This window comes from Aliivibrio logei, from assembly GCF_001691055.1.
In the GTDB taxonomy this organism is placed as follows: domain Bacteria; phylum Pseudomonadota; class Gammaproteobacteria; order Enterobacterales; family Vibrionaceae; genus Aliivibrio; species Aliivibrio salmonicida.
In genome coordinates this window covers 48,827-70,607 of sequence record NZ_MAJU01000011.1, presented here as the reverse complement: position 1 = coordinate 70,607, position 21,781 = coordinate 48,827, and the positions used below count along the sequence as shown (strand labels likewise).

The 21,781-nt window shown below is 39.4% G+C and carries 19 protein-coding genes; 11 read left to right on the top strand and 8 right to left on the bottom strand.

Annotated features, from left to right (window positions below; all coding sequences use genetic code 11):
* Window positions 1-30: 30 nt before the first annotated feature.
* The 3 genes from A6E04_RS10845 to nagA form a co-directional block, all read right to left on the bottom strand.
* On the bottom strand, window positions 31-1,614 hold the full coding sequence (locus tag A6E04_RS10845; protein ID WP_017022420.1) for a cation:proton antiporter family protein: 1,584 nt from the start codon (window positions 1,612-1,614) through the stop codon (window positions 31-33).
* Between the two features lie 77 nt (window positions 1,615-1,691).
* Window positions 1,692-2,906 (bottom strand): DNA-binding transcriptional regulator NagC, encoded by a 1,215-nt coding sequence (nagC, locus tag A6E04_RS10840; RefSeq protein ID WP_017022421.1) that lies wholly within the window; start codon window positions 2,904-2,906, stop codon window positions 1,692-1,694.
* A gap of 1 nt (window position 2,907) precedes the next feature.
* On the bottom strand, window positions 2,908-4,044 hold the full coding sequence (gene nagA / locus A6E04_RS10835; protein WP_012549617.1) for an N-acetylglucosamine-6-phosphate deacetylase: 1,137 nt from the start codon (window positions 4,042-4,044) through the stop codon (window positions 2,908-2,910).
* 401 nt (window positions 4,045-4,445) lie between these two features.
* Here nagA and nagE point away from each other — a divergent pair, with 401 nt between their 5' ends.
* Together nagE and glnS are read left to right on the top strand one after the other, a co-directional pair.
* The gene (gene nagE, locus A6E04_RS10830) at window positions 4,446-5,936 is read left to right on the top strand and encodes an N-acetylglucosamine-specific PTS transporter subunit IIBC (protein WP_017022422.1); all 1,491 of its coding nucleotides are present in this window, start codon (window positions 4,446-4,448) and stop codon (window positions 5,934-5,936) included.
* A 169-nt stretch (window positions 5,937-6,105) separates the two neighbouring features.
* Window positions 6,106-7,764: a glutamine--tRNA ligase gene (glnS, locus tag A6E04_RS10825; protein ID WP_023603604.1), complete on the top strand. Its 1,659-nt coding sequence runs from the start codon at window positions 6,106-6,108 to the stop codon at window positions 7,762-7,764.
* Window positions 7,765-7,837: 73 nt separating this feature from the next.
* Here the strand turns inward: glnS and fur are convergent, their stop codons facing one another.
* A complete protein-coding gene (gene fur, locus A6E04_RS10820) occupies window positions 7,838-8,281 on the bottom strand; it encodes a ferric iron uptake transcriptional regulator (RefSeq protein WP_012549620.1) in 444 nt (147 codons plus the stop codon).
* A 180-nt stretch (window positions 8,282-8,461) separates the two neighbouring features.
* Here fur and A6E04_RS10815 point away from each other — a divergent pair, with 180 nt between their 5' ends.
* Window positions 8,462-8,926: a DUF4442 domain-containing protein gene (locus A6E04_RS10815; RefSeq protein ID WP_012549621.1), complete on the top strand. Its 465-nt coding sequence runs from the start codon at window positions 8,462-8,464 to the stop codon at window positions 8,924-8,926.
* Window positions 8,927-8,963: 37 nt separating this feature from the next.
* Here A6E04_RS10815 and fldA read toward each other — a convergent pair whose 3' ends face one another.
* From fldA to A6E04_RS10800, 3 genes are all read right to left on the bottom strand, one after another.
* A complete protein-coding gene (fldA, locus tag A6E04_RS10810; protein ID WP_012549622.1) occupies window positions 8,964-9,491 on the bottom strand; it encodes a flavodoxin FldA in 528 nt (175 codons plus the stop codon).
* A gap of 59 nt (window positions 9,492-9,550) precedes the next feature.
* Window positions 9,551-9,772: a DUF2788 domain-containing protein gene (locus A6E04_RS10805; protein ID WP_017022424.1), complete on the bottom strand. Its 222-nt coding sequence runs from the start codon at window positions 9,770-9,772 to the stop codon at window positions 9,551-9,553.
* A gap of 86 nt (window positions 9,773-9,858) precedes the next feature.
* On the bottom strand, window positions 9,859-10,635 hold the full coding sequence (locus A6E04_RS10800; RefSeq protein WP_017022425.1) for an alpha/beta fold hydrolase: 777 nt from the start codon (window positions 10,633-10,635) through the stop codon (window positions 9,859-9,861).
* 93 nt (window positions 10,636-10,728) lie between these two features.
* On the opposite strand from A6E04_RS10800, the gene seqA reads away from it, so the two are divergent.
* The 3 genes from seqA (at window position 10,729) to A6E04_RS10785 (ending at window position 13,806) form a co-directional block, all read left to right on the top strand.
* Window positions 10,729-11,271: a replication initiation negative regulator SeqA gene (gene seqA / locus A6E04_RS10795; protein WP_012549625.1), complete on the top strand. Its 543-nt coding sequence runs from the start codon at window positions 10,729-10,731 to the stop codon at window positions 11,269-11,271.
* A gap of 48 nt (window positions 11,272-11,319) precedes the next feature.
* Window positions 11,320-12,966, top strand: coding sequence for a phosphoglucomutase (alpha-D-glucose-1,6-bisphosphate-dependent) (gene pgm, locus A6E04_RS10790; RefSeq protein WP_065611337.1), 1,647 nt, complete (start codon window positions 11,320-11,322; stop codon window positions 12,964-12,966).
* A gap of 84 nt (window positions 12,967-13,050) precedes the next feature.
* Window positions 13,051-13,806, top strand: a complete 756-nt coding sequence (locus A6E04_RS10785) for a Nif3-like dinuclear metal center hexameric protein (protein ID WP_023603602.1) — start codon at window positions 13,051-13,053, stop codon at window positions 13,804-13,806.
* A gap of 114 nt (window positions 13,807-13,920) precedes the next feature.
* On the opposite strand, the gene A6E04_RS10780 is transcribed toward A6E04_RS10785, so the two are convergent.
* Window positions 13,921-15,210: a citrate synthase gene (locus tag A6E04_RS10780; RefSeq protein ID WP_017022428.1), complete on the bottom strand. Its 1,290-nt coding sequence runs from the start codon at window positions 15,208-15,210 to the stop codon at window positions 13,921-13,923.
* Between the two features lie 392 nt (window positions 15,211-15,602).
* On the opposite strand from A6E04_RS10780, the gene sdhC reads away from it, so the two are divergent.
* From sdhC to sucA, 5 genes are all read left to right on the top strand, one after another.
* Complete coding sequence (gene sdhC, locus A6E04_RS10775; RefSeq protein WP_023603601.1) at window positions 15,603-15,998, top strand: succinate dehydrogenase cytochrome b556 subunit; 396 nt, start codon at window positions 15,603-15,605, stop codon at window positions 15,996-15,998.
* Window positions 15,992-16,339, top strand: coding sequence for a succinate dehydrogenase, hydrophobic membrane anchor protein (gene sdhD, locus A6E04_RS10770; RefSeq protein WP_012549630.1), 348 nt, complete (start codon window positions 15,992-15,994; stop codon window positions 16,337-16,339). The genes sdhC and sdhD overlap by 7 nt, the downstream gene beginning before the upstream one ends.
* Window positions 16,339-18,105 carry a succinate dehydrogenase flavoprotein subunit gene (gene sdhA, locus A6E04_RS10765; RefSeq protein ID WP_065611335.1) on the top strand — a complete coding sequence of 589 codons (1,767 nt, stop codon included), beginning with the start codon at window positions 16,339-16,341 and terminating at the stop codon, window positions 18,103-18,105. Before sdhD ends, sdhA begins: the two co-directional genes overlap by 1 nt.
* 14 nt (window positions 18,106-18,119) lie before the next feature.
* On the top strand, window positions 18,120-18,833 hold the full coding sequence (locus A6E04_RS10760) for a succinate dehydrogenase iron-sulfur subunit (RefSeq protein WP_012549632.1): 714 nt from the start codon (window positions 18,120-18,122) through the stop codon (window positions 18,831-18,833).
* A 122-nt stretch (window positions 18,834-18,955) separates the two neighbouring features.
* Entirely contained in the window at window positions 18,956-21,772 is a 2,817-nt protein-coding gene (gene sucA / locus A6E04_RS10755; protein WP_023603599.1) for a 2-oxoglutarate dehydrogenase E1 component, read from the top strand.
* Window positions 21,773-21,781: the final 9 nt, after the last annotated feature.

The following is a 21,781-nucleotide window of genomic DNA, read 5'->3' as shown; positions in this document are numbered from 1 at the left end:
GATTATCTTTGATTGGTTATAAATAAAACGTTATTGATTGAATTTAGGGTTTAGTTGCTCTGTGACATGGCGAGCAAAACCACTACCTGCTTCATTGTATATATTAAAGGCTGCATCAACCCCTTGTTCTACTAAGCCATCGATTTGGTCATTATAAGCGGCAATTGCGGCGGTTTGTCCTTTGTAATTTCTCGATTTTAATTGCTCTAAAGCAAATTGATTACCTTGATGGTTTGGCATTGCAAGCAAAACAAGTTTAACGTGAGATGTCGATAAAATACGTTCCCAAAAATCAGGATCGGTAGCATCACCGGTGATCACGTTTCGTCCTAGTTCTTGATGATGTTTTGCTGCATCGTCTTTAAGCTCTATACCTAAAATAATATCCCCATATTTATCTTTAAGCTCATCGTAAGCGCCGCTACCTATACGCCCCATACCTAAGATTAATATTTGTGCTCTACCTGGATTAATCAGTTTATCCATTGAATTTAGCTTTTCTGCGGTATGTTCTTTTAACCAATGGCGAGATCGTTGGTAAATGGAGTGTCCAAAATTATTTAATGGCGCTGAAATAATAAATGATATAGAAACGGCTATAGCAATGGCAACTAGCGTGTCTCCTGGTAACCAACCCATTTTAAAGGCGAGGCCACCAACAATAAGACCAAACTCACTGTAATTAAACAATGTAAGGGAGGCGAGTAAAGAAGTACGTACACGGAATTTAAATTTATTGATAATAATAAAATATAAAAATCCTTTTACTGGAAGTAATAAAATGAGAAGTAGAGCAAGAGTGAGTCCAGATAGCGTAGGTGCTGCTGATAAACCTATATTTAAGAAGAAACAAATAAGGAGTATTTCTTTTAAGTTAAATAGAGATTTAGATAACTCGGATGCTTTTGAATGGCCAGCGAGTAGCATTCCTAAAATAAGTGCGCCAAGATCCGGTTTCATTCCAACCAATTCAAACGTACCAGCTCCTGCGACTAACGCTAAGAAAATACCATAGAGTACGAGCATCTCACCATGACCTGCCCAATCTAATAGTTTGAAGAAAAGGGGTCTAAATAAAGGAAGGGCAAATAAAGCAAGGGCGGTAATTTCAGGGATCTTTCCAGTCGATACACTTAAGAAGACAACAGCAAAAATATCCTGCATGACCAGAATACCAATGGCTAATGTCCCATAGGTTGCATTCATTTCCCCTTTTTCTTGTAAGGCTTTAACAGCAAAAACGGTACTCGAAAAAGAGAGAGCAAAGCCAAATAACACTAATTGTGCTATTTCTATATTTGCTAGCATGGTAATGCCAAGTAACTTTAACCCTAATAACGCGAGGGTGAAAAATAGGGTTGAAAATACATTATGAAGTGTGGCGCCCAACCAAATTTCTTTTGCTAGTAGTGTTTTTATATCGAGTTTTAAACCAATAGAAAATAAGAGAAGAGTGACACCAAGATCAGCAAAAGTAGATAATGTATCGTTAGATTGAAAGCCGAAAGCGTGTAAGCCGAACCCTGCTAATAAAAAGCCTACCAATGGAGGTAAATTTATTTTTAATGCGATGAAGCCCATGACAAAGGCCGCGATAATAAAGAGCAACTCCATAAAAGATATTTTCCTGAAAGTAATAAAAAGGGCCGCAAATGCAGCCCTTAGGGTAACATGACAAAAATTATTCGCGCTTACTCATCTAATAATTTTTGTAACAAGACGCCATTAAGCATTGCGCGCTTAACCATTGAGAAAGCACCAATCGTCGGTTGCTTGTCGAGTTTTGAGGCTACAACGGGTAAGTTTTTATGAAAAGCGGTTAATGATTGATTTTTAATGCAATTCTGTATTGCTGCAAAGACGATTTTATCGGCTTGGGTGATTGCTCCTGCGATAACTATTTTTTGTGGATTAAATAGGTTTATTGTCATCGCAATTGCTTTACCAAGCTGATTACCAACACGTAATAAAGTCTGTGTTGCTAATTCATCTCCATGATTTGCGGCATGGCAAATATCAGACATAGTTATCGTTTCTAACTGAGAAAGGCTAGATGGGTAACCCTGCTCAAGTAACGTCTCTATACGCGAAATAATTGCAGGGTTTGCTGCAACTGTTTCTAAACATCCAAAGTTACCACATTGGCATTTATCGCCGATTGGATCGATTTGAATATGACCGATTTCTCCAACGTTTCGATTATGCCCTAGAAATACTTTACCATTAACAATAATACCAGCCCCGGTTCCTCTATGAACACTCACTAGAATAGAATCTCGGCAATCTTGAGAGGCCCCGAAATAGTGTTCAGCGAGCGCTAAACCTCGAATATCATTACCAACAAAGCATTGAATATCAAACGTTTCTTTAATGAAGTCAGCCAATGCTAGTTTGTCTATATCGGTATTTGGCATATATTCTACAACGCCCGTTTCTGGGTTAACCAAACCAGGGAGTGTTATACCAATAGCGATGAGTTGTTTGATGGTGTCTTGATTACGGGTAATGAAGTTTTGGAGTAATTTATTTAGGCCATCTAAAAGGTGTTCTTGGTTACTATAATGAAATTCTTGGTATTCACTGGCTAATTCTTTTGTTGAAAGATCAAATAGGCTTAGCTGAATATAATCACGGCCTAAGCGCACCGCGATTGAATGAAAGGGTGAGGTTTCGGTAGTCAAAGAAATTGCTCTTCGACCACCAGTTGATGCTTGTTGCGCGACTTCTTTAATTAAGCCACGCTCTAATAATTGACGGGTTATCTTGGTAACACTTGCTGGTGCAAGTTGACTAACGTCTGCGATTTGAATTCGAGAAATCGGTCCTTTTTGGTCGATTAAACGATAAACAGCGGCACTGTTTAATTGTTTTACTAGATCTACATTACCAATTTGTCCGTCAGTCATATTAACTTTGCTCGTATTGTCCGTTAACAACAGTCGCTTTTACATTAAAGTCACGATCAAAAATAGCAAGGTTAGCTACCATGTCTTTTTTGATTCGACCAAGTTTATTATCTACACCAATTGCTTGAGCAGGATATAACGTAGCCATACGTAGAGCTTCATCTAAAGCGATTCCAACGTGTTCAACTGTATTCTGAACTGCTTCAATCATAGTCAGAGCTGATCCACCTAATGTGCCATTTTCATCAACACATTTACCATCCTTGTAATATACTTTCTTCCCCACAAAAATAAAGTATTCCATGTCAGCACCTGCAGGAGCTGTGGCATCGGTCACTAATACTAACTTTTCTTTCTTTATTTTGTGCGCGATACGAATGTTTGCGTAATCAACATGGAAGCCATCAGCGATAATGCCAGCATAAACGTCTGGTGTATCGTAGATTGCACCAACAACACCTGGTTCACGACCTACCATTGGTGTCATTGCATTAAATAAATGAGTAGCGAATGTAATGCCTGACTCAAAACCTTGGCGAGCTTCTGCATACGTTGCGTTTGTGTGGCCAATTGAAACAACAATACCGGCCTTGTGAAGACGCTCAATATGTTCAGGATCATTTTGCTCAGGAGCCAATGTCACTTTTGTGATTAAATCAGCGTTATCACACATAAGTTGGATCATATCTGAATCTGAGTGACGGATATGGTCAACGCTGTGAATGCCTTTTTTCATGACATTTAGGTACGGACCTTCAAGGTGTAAACCTAAAGATTGGTTTTGATATTTGTTGTGATATTCACGAGCAGCTTCAATAGAAGCGCGCATATCTTCGTCTGAAGAAGTGATTAATGTCGGTAAAAAGCTAGTACAACCCGATTTAAGGTTTGCTTCATGCATTATTTGCATGGTTTTTGCTGTAATTTCATCATTTAGCATTACACCACCACAGCCATTTAGCTGAAGGTCGATGAAACCAGGGCTTAAATTAGCACCGTCTAAATCTTTACGTTCGATGCCATCAGGAAGTTCAGATGTTAGGCAGATTTTTTCAATATTGGTGCCGTTGATAATCACTGAGTGATCAACAAGAACATCATTACCAGTATAGACTTTACAGTTAGTTAGCGCATACATAGCGTGAATCCTTTAAGTTATAATTTAGTGTACAAAAAAAATAGAACTTTTTTTGTGGAAATTTTTAAGCAAGTAAAAAATAAAACTGCTTACTGAGCGGTACACTCTATGTCCTAAATGTTTCGTTCAGTAATGACAAAATTGAGTCTATTTATGACCAAATATTATTCCGGATGTTTTATTCTTTCGAATGATAAAATAAGTTTTATGATCTCGCTAGCAAAATACCTTAAATATTCCCTCTGCAGGTGATAATGATCACAATTAGCTCGCTTTTAATTTGCGGGGCGAAATTAATCCCTTACACTGACCCTGTTAATAACGAGTAGCGAAATAAGTTTATAATAAGCTAACGTAAGCTACTCAAAAAAATCTAAAATCCTTATAGGGGGAATCTAAAGGTGAATATTTTAGGATATTTTCAAAAAGTAGGTAAAGCACTGATGGTACCAGTTGCTACATTACCTGCAGCAGCAATTTTAATGGGTATTGGTTACTGGATTGATCCGGTGGCTTGGGGCGGCAATAGTGCATTAGCAGCGTTTTTAATCAAAGCTGGTGCGTCTATTATTGATAACATGTCTGTACTATTCGCAATTGGTGTTGCTTATGGTATGTCTAAAGATAAAGATGGTGCAGCGGCACTTTCTGGTTTTGTTGGTTTCCTTGTTGTAACGAATCTTCTTTCTCCAGGTGCGGTAGCTCAAATTCAAGGTATTGATCCTGCTGCTGTTCCTGCTGCTTTTAGTAAGATCAACAACCAATTTGTTGGTATTTTAGTTGGTATCATATCTGCTGAAATTTACAACCGTTTCTCTGCTGTTGAATTGCATAAAACACTTGCATTCTTCTCAGGTAAACGTCTTGTACCTATTCTAACGTCATTTGCAGGTATTTTAATTGCGTTCGTGCTTATGTACGTATGGCCAGCAATCTACGATGGTCTTGTTCACTTCGGCGAATCAATTCAAGGTATGGGTGCTACGGGTGCAGGTATCTATGCATTCTTCAACCGTTTATTAATTCCTGTAGGTCTTCACCATGCACTTAACTCAGTGTTCTGGTTCGACGTTGCTGGTATTAACGACATCCCTAACTTCCTAGGTGGCGCAAAGTCTATCGCTGAAGGTACTGCAACTGTAGGTGTTACAGGTATGTACCAAGCTGGTTTCTTCCCAATCATGATGTTTGGTCTACCAGGTGCAGCACTAGCTATCTACCACACTGCAAAAGTTGAGAACAAAGAAAAAGTAGCATCTATTATGATTGCTGCCGGTTTCGCATCGTTCTTTACGGGTGTAACTGAACCACTAGAATTCTCATTCATGTTCCTTGCTCCTGCATTGTATGTAGTTCACGCAGCATTAACGGGTATCTCTGTATTCATCGCAGCATCTATGCATTGGATTGCAGGCTTCGGTTTCTCTGCGGGTCTAGTTGATATGGTTCTTTCTAGCCGTAACCCACTAGCGGTTAATTGGTATATGCTAATTATCCAAGGTATCGTTTTCTTCGCTTTATACTACTTTATCTTCCGCGCTGTAATCCTTAAGTTTAACCTTAAGACTCCAGGCCGTGAAGACGATGATGAAGAAGAAAGCTCAATCCGTGGTTCTAAAGAAACAAGTGAACTAGCTAAGCAGTATCTTAAAGCGCTTGGTGGTCACGACAACATAGAAAACATTGATGCTTGTATCACTCGTTTACGCTTAACTCTTAAAGACACTAGCGTAATCAGCGAGAAGCAACTGAAAGGTCTTGGTGCAATGGGCGTAGTTAAACTTGGTTCAAACAATGTTCAAGTTATCCTAGGTCCTCTTGCTGAAATCGTTGCTGGTGAAATGAAAAAAATCCCAGCTTCTGAAGACTTAACAGCAGTTGCACTACCATAATTATTGAGTAAATTAACTCGATTTAATGAGCCGCTCTAATTAGAGCGGCTTTTTTTATGGAAATAAAGCAACTATTTGATTCTATATATTGAGTATTGGCCCATAATTGTGGATCATAGGGAGATATGAACAATTTGTTCTTTCTCCTAATACCAATGAGGTGCTTTAGATGAGTGAAACTGAAACTCGTCCTACCAACTTTATCCGTCAAATTATTGATGAAGACCTAAAGTCAGGTAAACATTCCAGTGTCCATACTCGTTTCCCGCCAGAGCCAAACGGTTATCTGCATATCGGACACGCAAAATCTATCTGTTTGAATTTTGGTATTGCTCAAGATTATCAGGGACAGTGTAATCTACGTTTTGATGATACTAACCCTGAAAAAGAAGATATTGAATACGTTGAATCAATCAAAAATGACGTCAAATGGTTAGGTTTTGATTGGAGCGGAGATATTCATTATTCTTCGAATTACTTCGATAAATTGTATGATTACGCGGTTGAATTGATTGAGAAAGGACTGGCTTATGTTGATGAGTTAACCTCTGATCAAATCCGTGAGTACCGTGGTTCTCTTAAAGAGCCGGGTAAAAACAGCCCATACCGTGATCGTAGTGTCGAAGAGAACCTTGCGCTATTTGAACAAATGCGTGATGGTAAATTTAAAGAAGGCACTATTTGCTTACGTGCAAAAATCGACATGGCTTCTTCATTTATCGTTATGCGCGATCCTGTTATTTATCGTATTCGTTTTGCTACTCATCACCAAACTGGCGATAAGTGGTGTATCTACCCAATGTACGATTTTACTCATTGTATTTCGGATGCACTTGAAGGCATTACGCATTCTATCTGTACATTAGAATTCCAAGACAACCGTCGTTTATATGATTGGGTTTTGGAAAATATTACGATTGATTGCCAACCACATCAATATGAGTTTAGCCGTTTAAACTTAGAATACACGATCATGTCTAAGCGTAAGCTTAATGAACTGGTTACTGAGAAATTAGTAAATGGTTGGGATGATCCACGTATGCCTACGGTTTCTGGTTTACGTCGTCGTGGTTTTACTGCGGGGTCTATTCGTGAATTCTGTAAGCGCATTGGTGTAACTAAGCAAGAGAACATGATTGAATTTGGTTCATTAGAATCGTGTATTCGTGATGATCTAAATGAAAATGCACCTCGTGCAATGGCTGTACTTGAACCTGTAAAAGTAGTGATTGAAAACTACGAAGAAGGTAAAGTCGAAACGCTAAACGTTGCAAATCATCCAAATAAACCAGAAATGGGTACTCGTGAAGTTCCATTTACTCGTGAAGTTTATATTGAGCAAGATGATTTCCGTGAAGAAGCAAACAAGAAATACAAACGTTTAGTACTTGGTAAAGAAGTGCGTTTACGCGGTGCTTATGTTATTCAAGCAAATCGAATTGAAAAAGACGAAGCGGGTAACATCACGACTATTTTCTGTAGCTATGACACAGAAACGCTAGGTAAAAACCCAGCAGATGGTCGTAAAGTGAAAGGCGTTATTCATTGGGTATCTGCAGACAAAGCGTTCCCTGCAGAAATTCGTCTATATGATCGTTTATTCACAGTGCCAAACCCTGCGGCTTTAGAGGATTTCTCAGAAAGTATTAATCCTGAGTCATTAATTACTAAACAGGGTTTTGTTGAACCAAGCTTAGTAACTGCAGAAGCGGAAGCTGGCTATCAATTTGAACGTACAGGCTATTTCTGTATTGATAACAAAGACTCTACTCCAGAGGCTCTTGTATTCAACCGTACAGTAGGTTTACGTGATACTTGGGAAGGTTAATCCTAATCAAGTAATTTATAGATAATAAAAAACCAGCAGAGATGCTGGTTTTTTTATGCACGTAAACTAAATATTAGCCATTATGAGCGGTGGTATTTTCTATGCAGTCACCAGTAATACAATGACCATATAGATATAAGCTGTGATTAGTTAAGCGAACATTGTATTTATTCGCAATGTCTTTCTGACGTTCTTCTATTAGATCATCAGAGAACTCGATTACTTTGCCGCAATCTAGACATACAAGATGATCGTGGTGATGTTGTGTTGCTAGTTCAAAGACCGATTTACCGCCTTCAAAATGATGGCGAGTAACAATACCTGCATCATCAAATTGGTTTAGTACGCGATAAACAGTAGCAAGTCCAATCTCTTCACCAATATCGATTAATTTTTTATATAAATCTTCAGCGCTAATATGTTGGCTCTCGGGTTGCTGTAAGATTTCTAAAATTTTAAGACGCGGAAGAGTTACCTTTAAACCGGCTTTTTTCAGTGCTTGGTTGTTATCTGACATTGACTTTTCCTGTATTGGCATTCTGCATCGATTTCTTGTGCAGTTTTAATAACTTAATTATAGGGAACATTCAATTCAGTTGAAACCTTATCTGCAAGATCTCTTACAAAAAAATAGATGTTGATCTTTTGTTAATATACAAACTATTATGAGGTCTGACCAGAATTAAAGGAAATAAATATGTACCGTTACTTTACCCCAAAAATAGTCCGATGGGCATTAAATATTTGGCCTCCATTTTGGGGCGCTGGGATATCGATCAAAAACATTTCAGAAAATTTTCAAGATGTTCGAGTTGTACTAAAAGATCGATTTTGGAATAGGAATGCGAATCGTACCCAATATGGAGGAAGTATTTTTTCTATGACTGATCCGGTTTTTTCGTTGATGCTAATGGGTATTTTTCGGGAAGAATATTTTGTATGGGATAAAAAAGCAGAAATCGATTTTATTTCACCGGGAACAAGTAACCTAGAGGCTCATTTTGTTATTTCAGATGAAAAAATAAAAGAAATTAAACAATTAACGGAAAATGGAAATAAATGCTTTCCAGAGTTTGAAGTGTATATTTATGATAAGAATGGAAAGGTGGTGGCAAGAGTCAATCGAACATTGTACGTGAGGAAAAAACCTCAATTTAGATAATGCCCTCATGACAGAGGGCACCCATAAAAACTAAAATTTAGTCTTCAAGTTCTGCTAAACACATTTCTTCATGGATTTGTTTCACCCATGCAGTAACACGTTCTTCAGTCAGCTCTGGTTGGCGATCTTCATCAATACAAAGACCAACAAAGTTATTTTCATCAACGAGAGCTTTAGATGCTTCGAATTCATAGCCTTCTGTTGGCCAGTAACCAATTACTGTGCCGCCTTTTGCTTCTACGATGTCACGAATATTGCCCATCGCATCACAGAAATACTCAGCGTAATCTTCTTGGTCGCCACAACCAAAAATAGCAACAAGCTTAGTTGAGAAATCAATGCCTTCTAACTCTGGGAAGAAATCATCCCAATCACATTGAGCTTCACCGTAATACCATGTAGGGATACCTAAAAGAAGAAGGTCAAAGTTATCAATGTCTTCTTTACTGCTTTTCGCAATATCTTGTACATGAACTAGCTTTTTACCAAGCTGTTTTTGAATCATCTTGCCAATAGCTTCAGTGTTACCTGTGTCGCTACCAAAGAAGAGTCCTACACTTGCCATATGATGAATACCTGTATTTTTCTAATTAATGAAATTTGGTGTTATTTGATTAGTTGAATTTAGCCAAGCCCTGCGCCTTCCCAGCTGAGCTGAATAAGACCTTTCGCAATAAAACCAGTACAACCAAGAAAGAGTACTAGCCAAACAATACGTCGGCCAAAAGGTGGGACATTTCCCTGTTTTAAAACATCTTTTATTGCCATACCGATAAAGAAAAAAATCGAGGCAAACAATAAATCTAATCCAATAGATTCAATAAGATCAAAATGTTCATACAGCATGATTCACCCTTACATTATGCAGGCTTGCTAAACTAATCATATAATGACGCAAAACTATACCATAGCTTTGCGCTGGTTGGTATTGATTATCTTTTACGACTATTTTCTATAAAACGATTAATTATGCGATAAATCGTCTCTGGTTTTTCTGCATGCAACCAATGCCCGGTTCCATTCACTACATGCGCTTTTGCAGTAGGGAATTGAGCCATGATGCTTGCTCTATGCTCAGGCAGAATATAATCGGAATTTTCTCCTTTTATAAATAAGACATGGCCTGAGAAAGGAGTGATGTCATGCCAACCAATAATGTCAGAATACTGATTAAATAACGTCGACACGTTAAATCTAAAAGTTAACGTATTATTTACTTTATGCAATGACTTACTTAAAAATTGTCTAACTCCGGGATCAATAATTGAGGTTGATAATAAGACATCTGCTTCTTTTCGAGACGTTGGTGGCGTTGTTATTACACGTTGTAATCCAGCAAAAACAGCATCATGTTTTCGTTCTGGGTATGAAACTGGGGCCATGTCTAAGATAGAAAGAGAATTAATTTTTTCTGGGGAAGATCCAGCAATAGCCATTGCTACTTTGCCTCCCATTGAATGCCCAATAATATGGGCAGACGTAATGGAAAGATGATCCATTAATTCAATTACATCAGTCGCAAGTAAGTCATAATTATGTTCATTAGAGTGAAAAGAAAGTCCGTGATTACGAAGATCAACACTGATCACTTGATAGCTACTTTCAAATTGACGTGCTATCAATCCTAGGTTATCTAAGCTTCCGAATAGACCATGAATAAGGATCAATGGATCCCCGTTTCCTTGTTGTTTGTAATTAAGTCGCTTCATTTTTCTATGTTGTGTTAGGTTTGTCGTAGAGTATCACGATTATACAAGGTATAATTATGCCTTCATAAATAGATTAAGAATACGAACCATATAATGAAGACAATTGAAGTAGATGAAGAACTATACCGCTTTATTGCGAGCCAAACTCAACACATCGGTGAAAGTGCCTCTGATATTTTACGTCGTATCTTAATGCAATCATCCGCAACTGAACTTGTTGTTACAGCGCCTTCTGCTGTTATCAAACGAGGCATTGTCGTTAGTAAAGATGCCGGCAAAGAGAGCTCTGTTGATCGAGTGAAAGCAGTACGTACCTTATTAATTTCTGATGAATTCTCCTCACTAGATAAAGCGATCGATCGCTTTTTAACTGTATTATCAGAATTATATACCATTGACTCTAAAGCTTTTTCTGAAGCAACAGAAGTTAAAGGTCGAACTCGAGTTTATTTTGCTGATAATCAAGATACCTTAATAGCAAGTGGTAAAACGACTAAGCCTCGAGAAATCAAAGGAACGCCTTTCTGGGTTATTACAAACACGAATACTAATCGCAAGCGCCACATGGTTGAATTATTAATGGAACGTATGGGTTTCCAACATGATTTAACAGAAAAAGTGTGCGCGGCGATTTAATTTTTTGAGTTAGCACTCAAATCATAATTTGTCACAAGGAATCGTCAAATGGCTATACATCCTCGCGCTGGGCAAAAAGCTCAGCAAGAAGATTTACACAATATCCCAGCATTAGTTGCTAATTATTTTTTATTAGAGCCAAACCCAGCTAATGCCGATCAGAAAGTGCAATTTGGTACTTCTGGACACCGTGGAACGGCGGATAAATCAACGTTTAATCAGCATCATATTTGGGCAATTGCTCAAGCGGTTGTTGATGTTCGTAAAGCGAATGGAGTGACTGGTCCTCTGTTTTTAGGGAAAGATACTCACGCATTATCTGAACCTGCATTTACGTCTGCAATTGAAGTATTTGTTGCAAATGGCGTTGAAGTTATTATTCAAGAGAATAATGGCTACACTCCGACCCCCGGTATTTCGCATGCAATTTTAACGCATAATGTTAAATTTGATGAGAAAGCGGATGGTATTGTGATTACACCTTCTCATAACCCACCTCAAGATGGCGGCATTAAATATAATCCTGTTCATGGAGGACCGGCAGAAGGTGAGCTGACGACAGCCATTGAAAATCGTGCGAATCAATTGATTGCGAATGAATTAACAGAAGTTAAACGCGTTTCTATAACAGAGGCGATGGCTTCTGATCTTGTGAAGCAAATTGACTTAGTTCAACCGTATATTAATGATCTGAAAAATGTGATTAATATTGAAGCGATTCAAAAAGCAAATTTAAAATTAGGTGTCGATCCACTTGGCGGTTCTGGCATTGAATATTGGCGTCAAATTGGTCAGGCGTTTGAACTTGATTTGACTCTTGTGAGTGAAGCTATCGATCCGTCATTCCAGTTTATGTCGTTAGATAAAGACGGTGTAGTTCGTATGGACTGTTCTTCACCTTATGCAATGGCTGGATTATTATCATTAAAAGATGATTATGATTTAGCGTTCGGTAATGATCCTGATTATGATCGCCATGGTATTGTTACGCCATTAGGACTAATGAACCCAAATCATTACCTTGCAGTATGTATTGATTATTTATATCGAAATCGACCTCAGTGGAAAAACGAAGTCGCTGTAGGTAAAACTCTCGTTTCTTCAGCTATTATTGATAAGGTTGTGGCTGATTTAGGCCGTGATTTATGTGAAGTTCCTGTTGGTTTTAAGTGGTTTGTTGATGGTTTATACAATGGGACACTAGGCTTTGGTGGTGAAGAAAGTGCAGGTGCTTCTTTCTTACGTTTTGATGGTACACCATGGTCAACAGATAAAGATGGTATTCTTTTGTGTCTACTTGCTGCTGAAATTACAGCAATAACAGGTATGAACCCGCAAGAATATTATAATAAACTTGCGGCTCAACACGGTGAATCAAGTTATAACCGTATTCAAGCGGTTGCGAATAAAGAACAAAAAGCGGTATTAAGTAAACTCTCTCCAGAGATGGTGTCTGCAACAACATTAGCAGGTGATGAGATTACTGCACGTTTAACGCATGCTCCTGGTAACGGTGCTGCGATTGGTGGTTTGAAAGTAACAACGGCGAATGGTTGGTTTGCTGCACGCCCATCTGGAACTGAAGAGATTTATAAAATTTACTGCGAAAGTTTTAAAGGTGCTGATCATTTGGCATTGATTGAGCAAGAAGCACAAGAAATTGTAAGTAATGTATTTAAAGACGCTGGATTATAGTGGTCTAGTATAATTTCAGTAAAATGTTAATAAAAAAGCAGCGCATGTCGCTGCTTTTTTTATTTTAAATATAGGGATGTGATAGTGAATAATTTTCAGTTAGAAACAGTACTAAATAATGAATTAAAGCCTCAATTAATTAAAGACTATTGCCCAAATGGACTTCAAGTTGAAGGTAAAAATGAAGTAAAGAAAATCATTACAGGTGTAACTGCTTCTCAAGCACTTATTGACGCTGCGATAGAGCATAAAGCAGATGCATTATTAGTTCATCATGGCTACTTCTGGAAGGGCGAAAATGAGTCAATTAAAGGGATGAAAGGCAATCGTATTCGTTCTTTAATTAAAAATGACATTAATTTATTTGCTTACCATCTTCCTTTAGATATACACCCAACACTTGGTAATAATGCGGAGTTAGCTCGTTTATTTTCAATTATAAATGTTGAAGGGCTAGAGCCAACGCCTCAATCCATAGCAATGAAAGGAGAGTTTGACGTTGCATTATCTGGCGAAGATCTTAGTTTAAGAATCAGCCAAATATTGAATAGAGAGCCCTTACACATTACCCCAGATGTGAATAAAAATATTAAAACAGTGGCTTGGTGCTCTGGTGGAGGTCAAGATTATATTGAGTTGGCGGCAGAGCAGGGGATAGATGCGTTTATATCAGGAGAAATATCTGAAAGAACGACTTATATCGCACGTGAATTAGGCATTCATTATTTTGCAGCTGGTCATCATGCAACGGAACGTTATGGAGTTAAAGCTCTTGGTGAGTGGTTGGTAAGAGAGCACGGATTTGACGTTAAATTTATTGATATTGATAATCCAGTATAAGCATTTACTTATGGATTCATTATTTGATGTTATTTAAATCAGAATAAAAAAGGTTGATGCTAACGCATCAACCTTTTTATTTAAGAAATAGTGACTATCTACATGAACTCTAAATTATTCACGTTCGTGAAGTGGTCTAAATTCGCGTAACTCTTCACCTGTATAAAGTTGGCGAGGACGACCAATACGGTTATCTGGATCACTGTGCATTTCGCTCCAGTGTGCGATCCAACCAACAGTACGAGACAGTGCAAAAATAACAGTAAACATTGATGCAGGGATCCCAATCGCTTTTAGAATAATACCTGAGTAGAAATCTACGTTTGGATACAGTTTTTTAGATACAAAGTATTCATCAGATAACGCAATTCGTTCAAGTTCCATTGCTACATCTAACAGTGGATCTTTAATGTTTAGCTCTTTCAATACTTCATGACACGCTTCACGCATTACTGTTGCTCGTGGATCGTAGTTTTTATAAACTCGGTGTCCAAAGCCCATTAATCGGAAAGGGTCTTCCTTATCTTTTGCTTTTGCAACGTACTCATCAATATTATCAAGAGAGCCAATTTCTTCAAGCATACGCAAACAAGCTTCATTTGCACCGCCATGTGCTGGTCCCCAAAGAGAAGCAATACCTGCGGCGATACATGCAAATGGGTTTGCACCTGAAGAGCCCGCTAAACGAACTGTTGATGTTGACGCATTTTGTTCATGATCAGCATGCAGAGTAAATATTTTATCCATAGCACGAGCAACAACAGGATTTACTTCATATTCTTCACATGGGTTTGCGAACATCATGTGCAAGAAGTTTTCAGCATACGTTAAGTCGTTACGTGGATAGATAAACGGTTGACCAATTGAATATTTGTAGCACATCGCTGAAAGTGTTGGCATTTTAGATAGAAGTCTAAATGCCGCAATTTCACGATGTTCATCATTATTAATATCTAGTGAATCATGGTAGAAGGCCGCTAATGCACCAACTACACCACACATTACAGCCATTGGATGAGCATCACGACGGAACCCATGGAAGAAGCTTGAAATTTGTTCGTGAACCATCGTATGACGGGTAACAATATCTTTGAACGTTTCGTATTCTTCACGGCTTGGTGCTTGGCCATTCAGTAGTATGTAACATACTTCTAAGTAATCAGCATTATTTGCTAACTGATCGATTGGGAAGCCACGGTGTAGTAATACACCTTTATCGCCATCAATGTAGGTAATTTGAGATTCACAAGATGCAGTGGCAAGAAAACCAGGGTCAAAAGTGAAGTAACCATTAGCGCCTAATTTGCGTACATCAATCACTTCAGGTCCGATAGTGCCTTCCATTACTGGCATGTCTATTGGTGCTTGACCTTCAATGTGAAGAGTTGCTTTCTTATCAGCCATAACATTCTCCTTTTGTTATATTTTTATTCTATCCCGGATATGAGAGTGACAACTTTGTACCCATTACACGGGCTAATGTCAATTTTTGTGCGCTTATGTGTGCACTTGTTTATATTTTTGATGAAAAAAAAGTTAATTTTCTGTGGTGTGATGTAGGTGTTATTTATGCGTTTGTAATCAGATGTTTCACATCGTATACTGCGGCTGAGTCTCTGGTCTGTCCCTTGTATTATATAGGGTTAACGTGAATTTCATCTACTTAAAAATAGAGTTTTATTTGTTAAATAACTCGCATAAAGAGATGTTGCTCACAACGAAAGTTATGAAAATGTTAAATTTAACTGACTTTTGATAGATCAGGGGTATCTATAACAATAAAATGCTCAATGGAGCTGAGTGAGCCCCTTGTGAAAGTTAAGAAGTCAAGACCTGTCAACTTAGATCTACAAACGATCCGTTTTCCAATAACGGCTATCGCCTCTATTTTGCACCGTGTAAGTGGTGTAATTACTTTTGTTTCTGTTGGAATATTGCTTTGGTTATTAAACCTATCGCTTTCTTCACCTATTGGATTTGCACAAGCCGCTGATCATATCGATGGCTTTTTTGTGACGTTCATTATGTGGGGTATCCTGACTGCTCTCGCTTATCATATTGTTGTTGGTATTCGTCATTTACTGATGGATATGGGACATTTTGAAGAGTTAGAGTCAGCCAGCCAAAGCGCTAAAATTGCGTTTGTAATTACAGCAGTGTTATCTCTTTTAGCAGGAGTATTGGTATGGTAGCTAATGTATCTTCCCTTGGTCGTAGCGGAGTTCATGATTTTATCTTGATCCGTGCTAGTGCGATCATCCTAACCCTCTACACACTATATATTGTTGGTTTTTGTGTTTTTGGCCCAGAGCTAACCTATATGTCATGGACTAACTTCTTTGGTGGTTTGTTCACCAAAGTATTCACCATGCTAGCTTTACTCTCCATAATCATTCATGCGTGGATAGGTTTATGGCAAGTACTTACAGATTATATTAAACCAGTATTGTTGCGTGCTCTGCTTCAACTAGGTTTGGTTGCTGTTTTACTTGGGTATTTCTTCTCTGGTTTAATTATTGTGTGGGGTGTGTAGTGAGTATTGCTGTTAGAGAATTTGACGCTGTTGTAATCGGCGCTGGTGGTGCAGGAATGCGAGCTGCACTACAAATTTCAGAACAAGGCTTATCATGTGCTTTGTTATCAAAAGTGTTTCCAACTCGTTCTCATACTGTATCTGCTCAAGGTGGTATTACCGTTGCTCTCGGTAATGCGCATGAAGATCACTGGGAACAACATATGTACGATACCGTAAAAGGTTCCGATTATATTGGCGACCAAGATGCAATCGAATACATGTGTAAGAATGGCCCTGAATCAGTTATCGAATTAGAGAAGATGGGATTGCCTTTTTCTCGTTTTGATGACGGTACGATTTATCAGCGACCATTCGGTGGCCAATCTAAAAACTTCGGTGGTGAGCAAGCGGCACGTACTGCGGCGGCAGCTGACCGTACTGGGCACGCCTTGCTTCATACGTTATACCAACAAAATATTAAGTACAAAACGACCATTTTTTCTGAGTGGTATGCGCTTGACCTTGTTAAAAATGAAGACGGTGCGATTTTAGGCTGTACCGCGCTTTGCATGGAAACAGGGGAGATTTGTTACTTTAAATCGAAAGCAACCATCCTTGCTACAGGTGGCGCTGGTCGTATTTATGCGTCAACAACGAATGCGCACATTAATACCGGTGATGGTGTTGGTATGGCGATTCGTGCTGGCGTTCCAATGCAAGACATCGAAATGTGGCAATTCCACCCGACGGGTATTGCCGGTGCGGGTGTTCTTGTTACTGAAGGTTGTCGTGGTGAAGGTGGTTATCTTCTAAATAAAGACGGTGAGCGCTTCATGGAGCGTTATGCTCCAAACGCGAAAGATCTTGCTGGTCGTGATGTTGTTGCTCGTTCAATGATGGTTGAAATTCGCGAAGGTCGTGGTTGTGATGGTCCTTGGGGTCCTCACCTTAAACTGAAGTTGGATCATTTAGGTAAAGAAACGCTTGAATCTCGCCTACCTGGTGTGTGTGAACTATCTCGTACCTTTGCTCATGTTGATCCAGTAAAAGAACCAATCCCAGTGATTCCTACTTGTCATTACATGATGGGCGGGGTACCAACACAAGTGTCTGGTCAAGCTATTAAGCAAGACCCAGCGGGCGCAGATGTAGAAATTCAAGGTCTATTTGCTTGTGGTGAAATTGCGTCGGTATCGGTCCATGGTGCAAACCGCCTAGGTGGTAATTCACTGCTTGATTTAGTCGTGTTTGGTCGTGCAACTGGTCTTCACTTAGGTGAAACACTGAAGAAACAAGCAGAAGCTAAGCCGGCTACTGAAGCGGATATTGAAGCGTCTCTCGATCGTTACAATCGTTGGGAGAACAGTACGGGTGGTGAAGACCCAGTTCAAATCCGCAAAGACTTACAACAATGTATGCAAAATAATTTCTCGGTATTCCGTGAAGGCGATGCAATGGCTAAAGGTCTTGAAGAGCTTAAAGCGATTCGTGAGCGTTTGAAAAATGCTTATCTTGCCGATAAATCAACAGAATTTAACACGCAGCGTATTGAGTGTTTAGAGTTAGAAAACTTGATGGAAACGGCATTTGCAACCGCGGTTGCAGCTAACTACCGTACAGAAAGCCGTGGCGCGCACGCTCGTTTTGATTTTCCTGAACGTGATGATGCAAATTGGTTATGTCACTCAGTATATAATCCTGAGACGGAATCAATGACAAAGCGTAGTGTAAACATGGAGCCTATCCATCGTGAAGCATTTCCACCTAAAGCACGTACGTACTAAGAGAGGGCAGAAAGATGAAATTGAATTTTTCAATCTACCGTTATAATCCGGATGTAGATAATGCCCCTCATATGAAGGCGTATACGTTAGAAGTGGAAGAAGGCTCTGATATGATGGTGCTAGATGCACTTATCTTATTAAAAGAGCAAGATCCTACAATATCATTCCGTCGTTCATGTCGTGAAGGTGTATGTGGTTCTGATGGCTTAAATATGAATGGTAAAAATGGGCTTGCTTGTATCACTCCGTTATCAGAGTTGATTGGTAAAGGTGATCTTGTTATTCGTCCATTACCAGGCTTACCTGTCGTTCGAGATTTAATTGTCGATATGGCGCAGTTCTATGAAAATTATGAGAAAGTGAAACCTTTCCTAATCAGTGATGGTGCTACACCGCCTTCTAGAGAAAACCTACAGTCTCCTGAAGAACGTGAACACTTAGATGGGTTGTATGAATGTATTATGTGCGCATGTTGTACGACATCATGCCCATCATTCTGGTGGAACCCTGATAAGTTCATTGGACCTGCTGGGCTTCTTGCTGCTTACCGTTGGTTAATTGATAGTCGTGATACCGCAACAAATGAACGTTTGTCTAATTTAGACGATGCATTCAGTGTTTTTCGTTGCCATGGCATAATGAATTGTGTAAGTGTATGTCCTAAAGGGTTAAATCCGACAAAAGCGATTGGTCATATTAAGACCATGCTATTGAAGAAAGCGGTATAACCATACTCCCTCAACTTACTCATTGGTTTTATGAATCTTATTAAGCGGTGAGTAAGTTGAAGTTTATAAGCCCGGCACAAAAGACCGGGATAGACGTGAAACTACTGGATTAAGGGAAAATAATGCAGAATAGCGTGATGAAGGCATGGTTTGAGTCTTCACATTTAGCTGGCGCTAATGCAACGTACGTAGAAGAACTCTACGAACTCTATCTCAGTGACCCGGAAATCGTTAGCGATGAATGGAGAGAAGTTTTTGATACACTTCCAGTTGAGAATACTGGTGTATCAGAACAAGCCCATTCCCCTGTACGAGATTATTTCCGTCGTCTTGCGAAAGAAACAAAGCAAGTTAGTGCTCAAGTTAATGATCCAGATGTAGATGCTAAGCAAGTACGTGTTTTGCAGTTAATTAATGCATACCGTTTCCGTGGTCACCAAAATGCGAATTTAGACCCATTAGAGCTACAACAACATGAATATGTTGCAGAGTTAGAACCTGCTTTTCATAATCTAACTGACGCCGATTTCTCCGAAACGTTTAATGTTGGTTCTTTTGCTTCTGGGCAAGAGACAATGAAGCTTTCTGATTTGTATGAAGCACTACGAGGCACTTATTGTGGTTCTGTTGGTGCAGAATACATGCATATCACTAATACAGAAGAGAAACGTTGGATCCAACAACGTTTAGAATCTGTTGCGGGTAAACCAACATTTACGCCTCAAGAAAAGTTAACCTTCCTTGAAGAGCTAACTGCCGCCGAAGGGCTAGAGCGTTACTTAGGAGCTAAATTCCCTGGCGCCAAACGATTCTCATTGGAAGGTGGCGATGCCATGGTTCCGATGGTGAAAGAAATTATTCGCCGTGGTGGTGAAAATGGATGTCGTGAAATCGTTATCGGAATGGCTCACCGTGGACGTTTGAATATGTTAATCAACGTCCTTGGTAAAAAACCTCAAGACTTATTCGATGAATTTGCGGGTAAACATGGCGAATCATGGGGTACTGGTGATGTAAAATATCATCAAGGTTTCTCTTCTGATTTTGCTACGCCAGGCGGTAATGTTCACCTAGCCCTAGCGTTTAACCCCTCTCATCTTGAAATTGTTAACCCTGTAGTCATCGGTTCAGTTCGTGCGCGTCAAGACCGTTTGAATGATGCCGCAGGTGACAAAGTCATTCCAATTACTATTCATGGTGATTCTGCGATTGCGGGTCAAGGTGTGGTGGCTGAAACATTCAATATGTCTCAGGCTCGTGCATTCCATGTTGGTGGTACGATTCGTATTGTTATTAATAACCAAGTTGGTTTTACAACATCGAATCCTAAAGATATGCGTTCAACGCAGTATTGTACTGATATTGCTAAAATGGTTCAGGCACCGATTTTCCATGTGAATGCGGATGATCCTGAAGCGGTTGCTTTTGTTACTCGTATTGCTCTTGATTATCGTAATGAATTCAAACGTGATGTTGTGATTGATTTAGTTTGTTATCGCCGTCATGGTCATAACGAAGCTGATGAACCAAATGCAACTCAGCCATTGATGTATCAAAAAATCAAAAAACATCCAACGCCTCGTAAGTTGTATGCAGATACATTGATTGCGCGTCAAGATCTTGAGCTAGAAACAACAACTCAATTAATTAATGAATATCGTGATGCTCTTGACCATGGTGAAGTCGTGGTTAAAGAGTGGCGTCCAATGCAACTGCATAATGTAGATTGGTCTCCATTTCTTGGTCACGATTGGAATATTGAGTGGGCTAACGAATTCGATAAAAATCGTTTAGTTGAGCTTGGTCAGCGTGTTTGCCAATACCCAGACAGTCATAAATTACACAGTCGCGTGAATAAGATGTGTAATGATCGTATTTCTATGGTTGCAGGTGAAAAAGCAATTGATTGGGGTATGGCCGAAACATTAGCCTATGCAACTCTTGTTGATGCGGGTCAGCGAATTCGTATTACTGGTCAAGATTCTGGCCGTGGTACTTTTTTCCACCGTCATGCTGTACTGCATAATCAATCTGATGCGAGTACGTATGTTCCGTTGGCAAATATTCATGATAAGCAAGGCCCATTTGAAGTACATGATTCCGTGCTTTCAGAAGCGGCGGTACTTGCGTTTGAATATGGCTATGCAACGGCAGAACCAAGTGGTTTAACCATTTGGGAAGCACAATTTGGTGATTTTGCTAACTGTGCTCAAGTGGTTATTGACCAATTTATCTCTTCTGGTGAGCAAAAATGGGGTCGTATGTGCGGTCTTACAATGCTATTACCTCACGGTTATGAAGGTCAAGGTCCTGAGCATTCATCTGCACGACTTGAGCGTTTCTTACAAATGTGTGCTGAACAAAATATGCAAGTTGTTGTTCCATCAACACCTGCACAGGTTTACCACATGCTGCGCCGTCAAGTTGTTCGTCCAATGCGTCGTCCATTGATCGTAATGTCACCAAAATCATTACTACGTCATCCTCTATGTACATCGTCACTAGAAGATCTTGCTGAAGGTAATTTCCAACCAGCAATCCCTGAAATCGATGCTCTGGATCCTGCGTTAGTTAAACGCGTCGTGTTCTGTTCTGGTAAGGTTTATTTTGATCTTTTAGAGCAGCGTCGTACTAATGAACAGAATGATGTTGCTATTGTTCGTATTGAGCAGCTTTACCCATTCCCTAAAGAAGACGTAGAAGCCGCCATCGCACAATATACAAATGTAGTGGATTATGTTTGGTGTCAAGAAGAGCCACAAAACCAAGGTGCTTGGTACTCAAGCCAACATAACTTCCGTTCAGCATTACCTGCGAGCGCAATATTACACTATGCAGGACGTCCAGCGTCTGCCTCTCCGGCAGTTGGCTATATGTCGGTGCACGTGAAACAACAAAAAGCGTTAGTTGAAGACGCTCTGACCCTAGATAAGAACTAGAAAGTATAG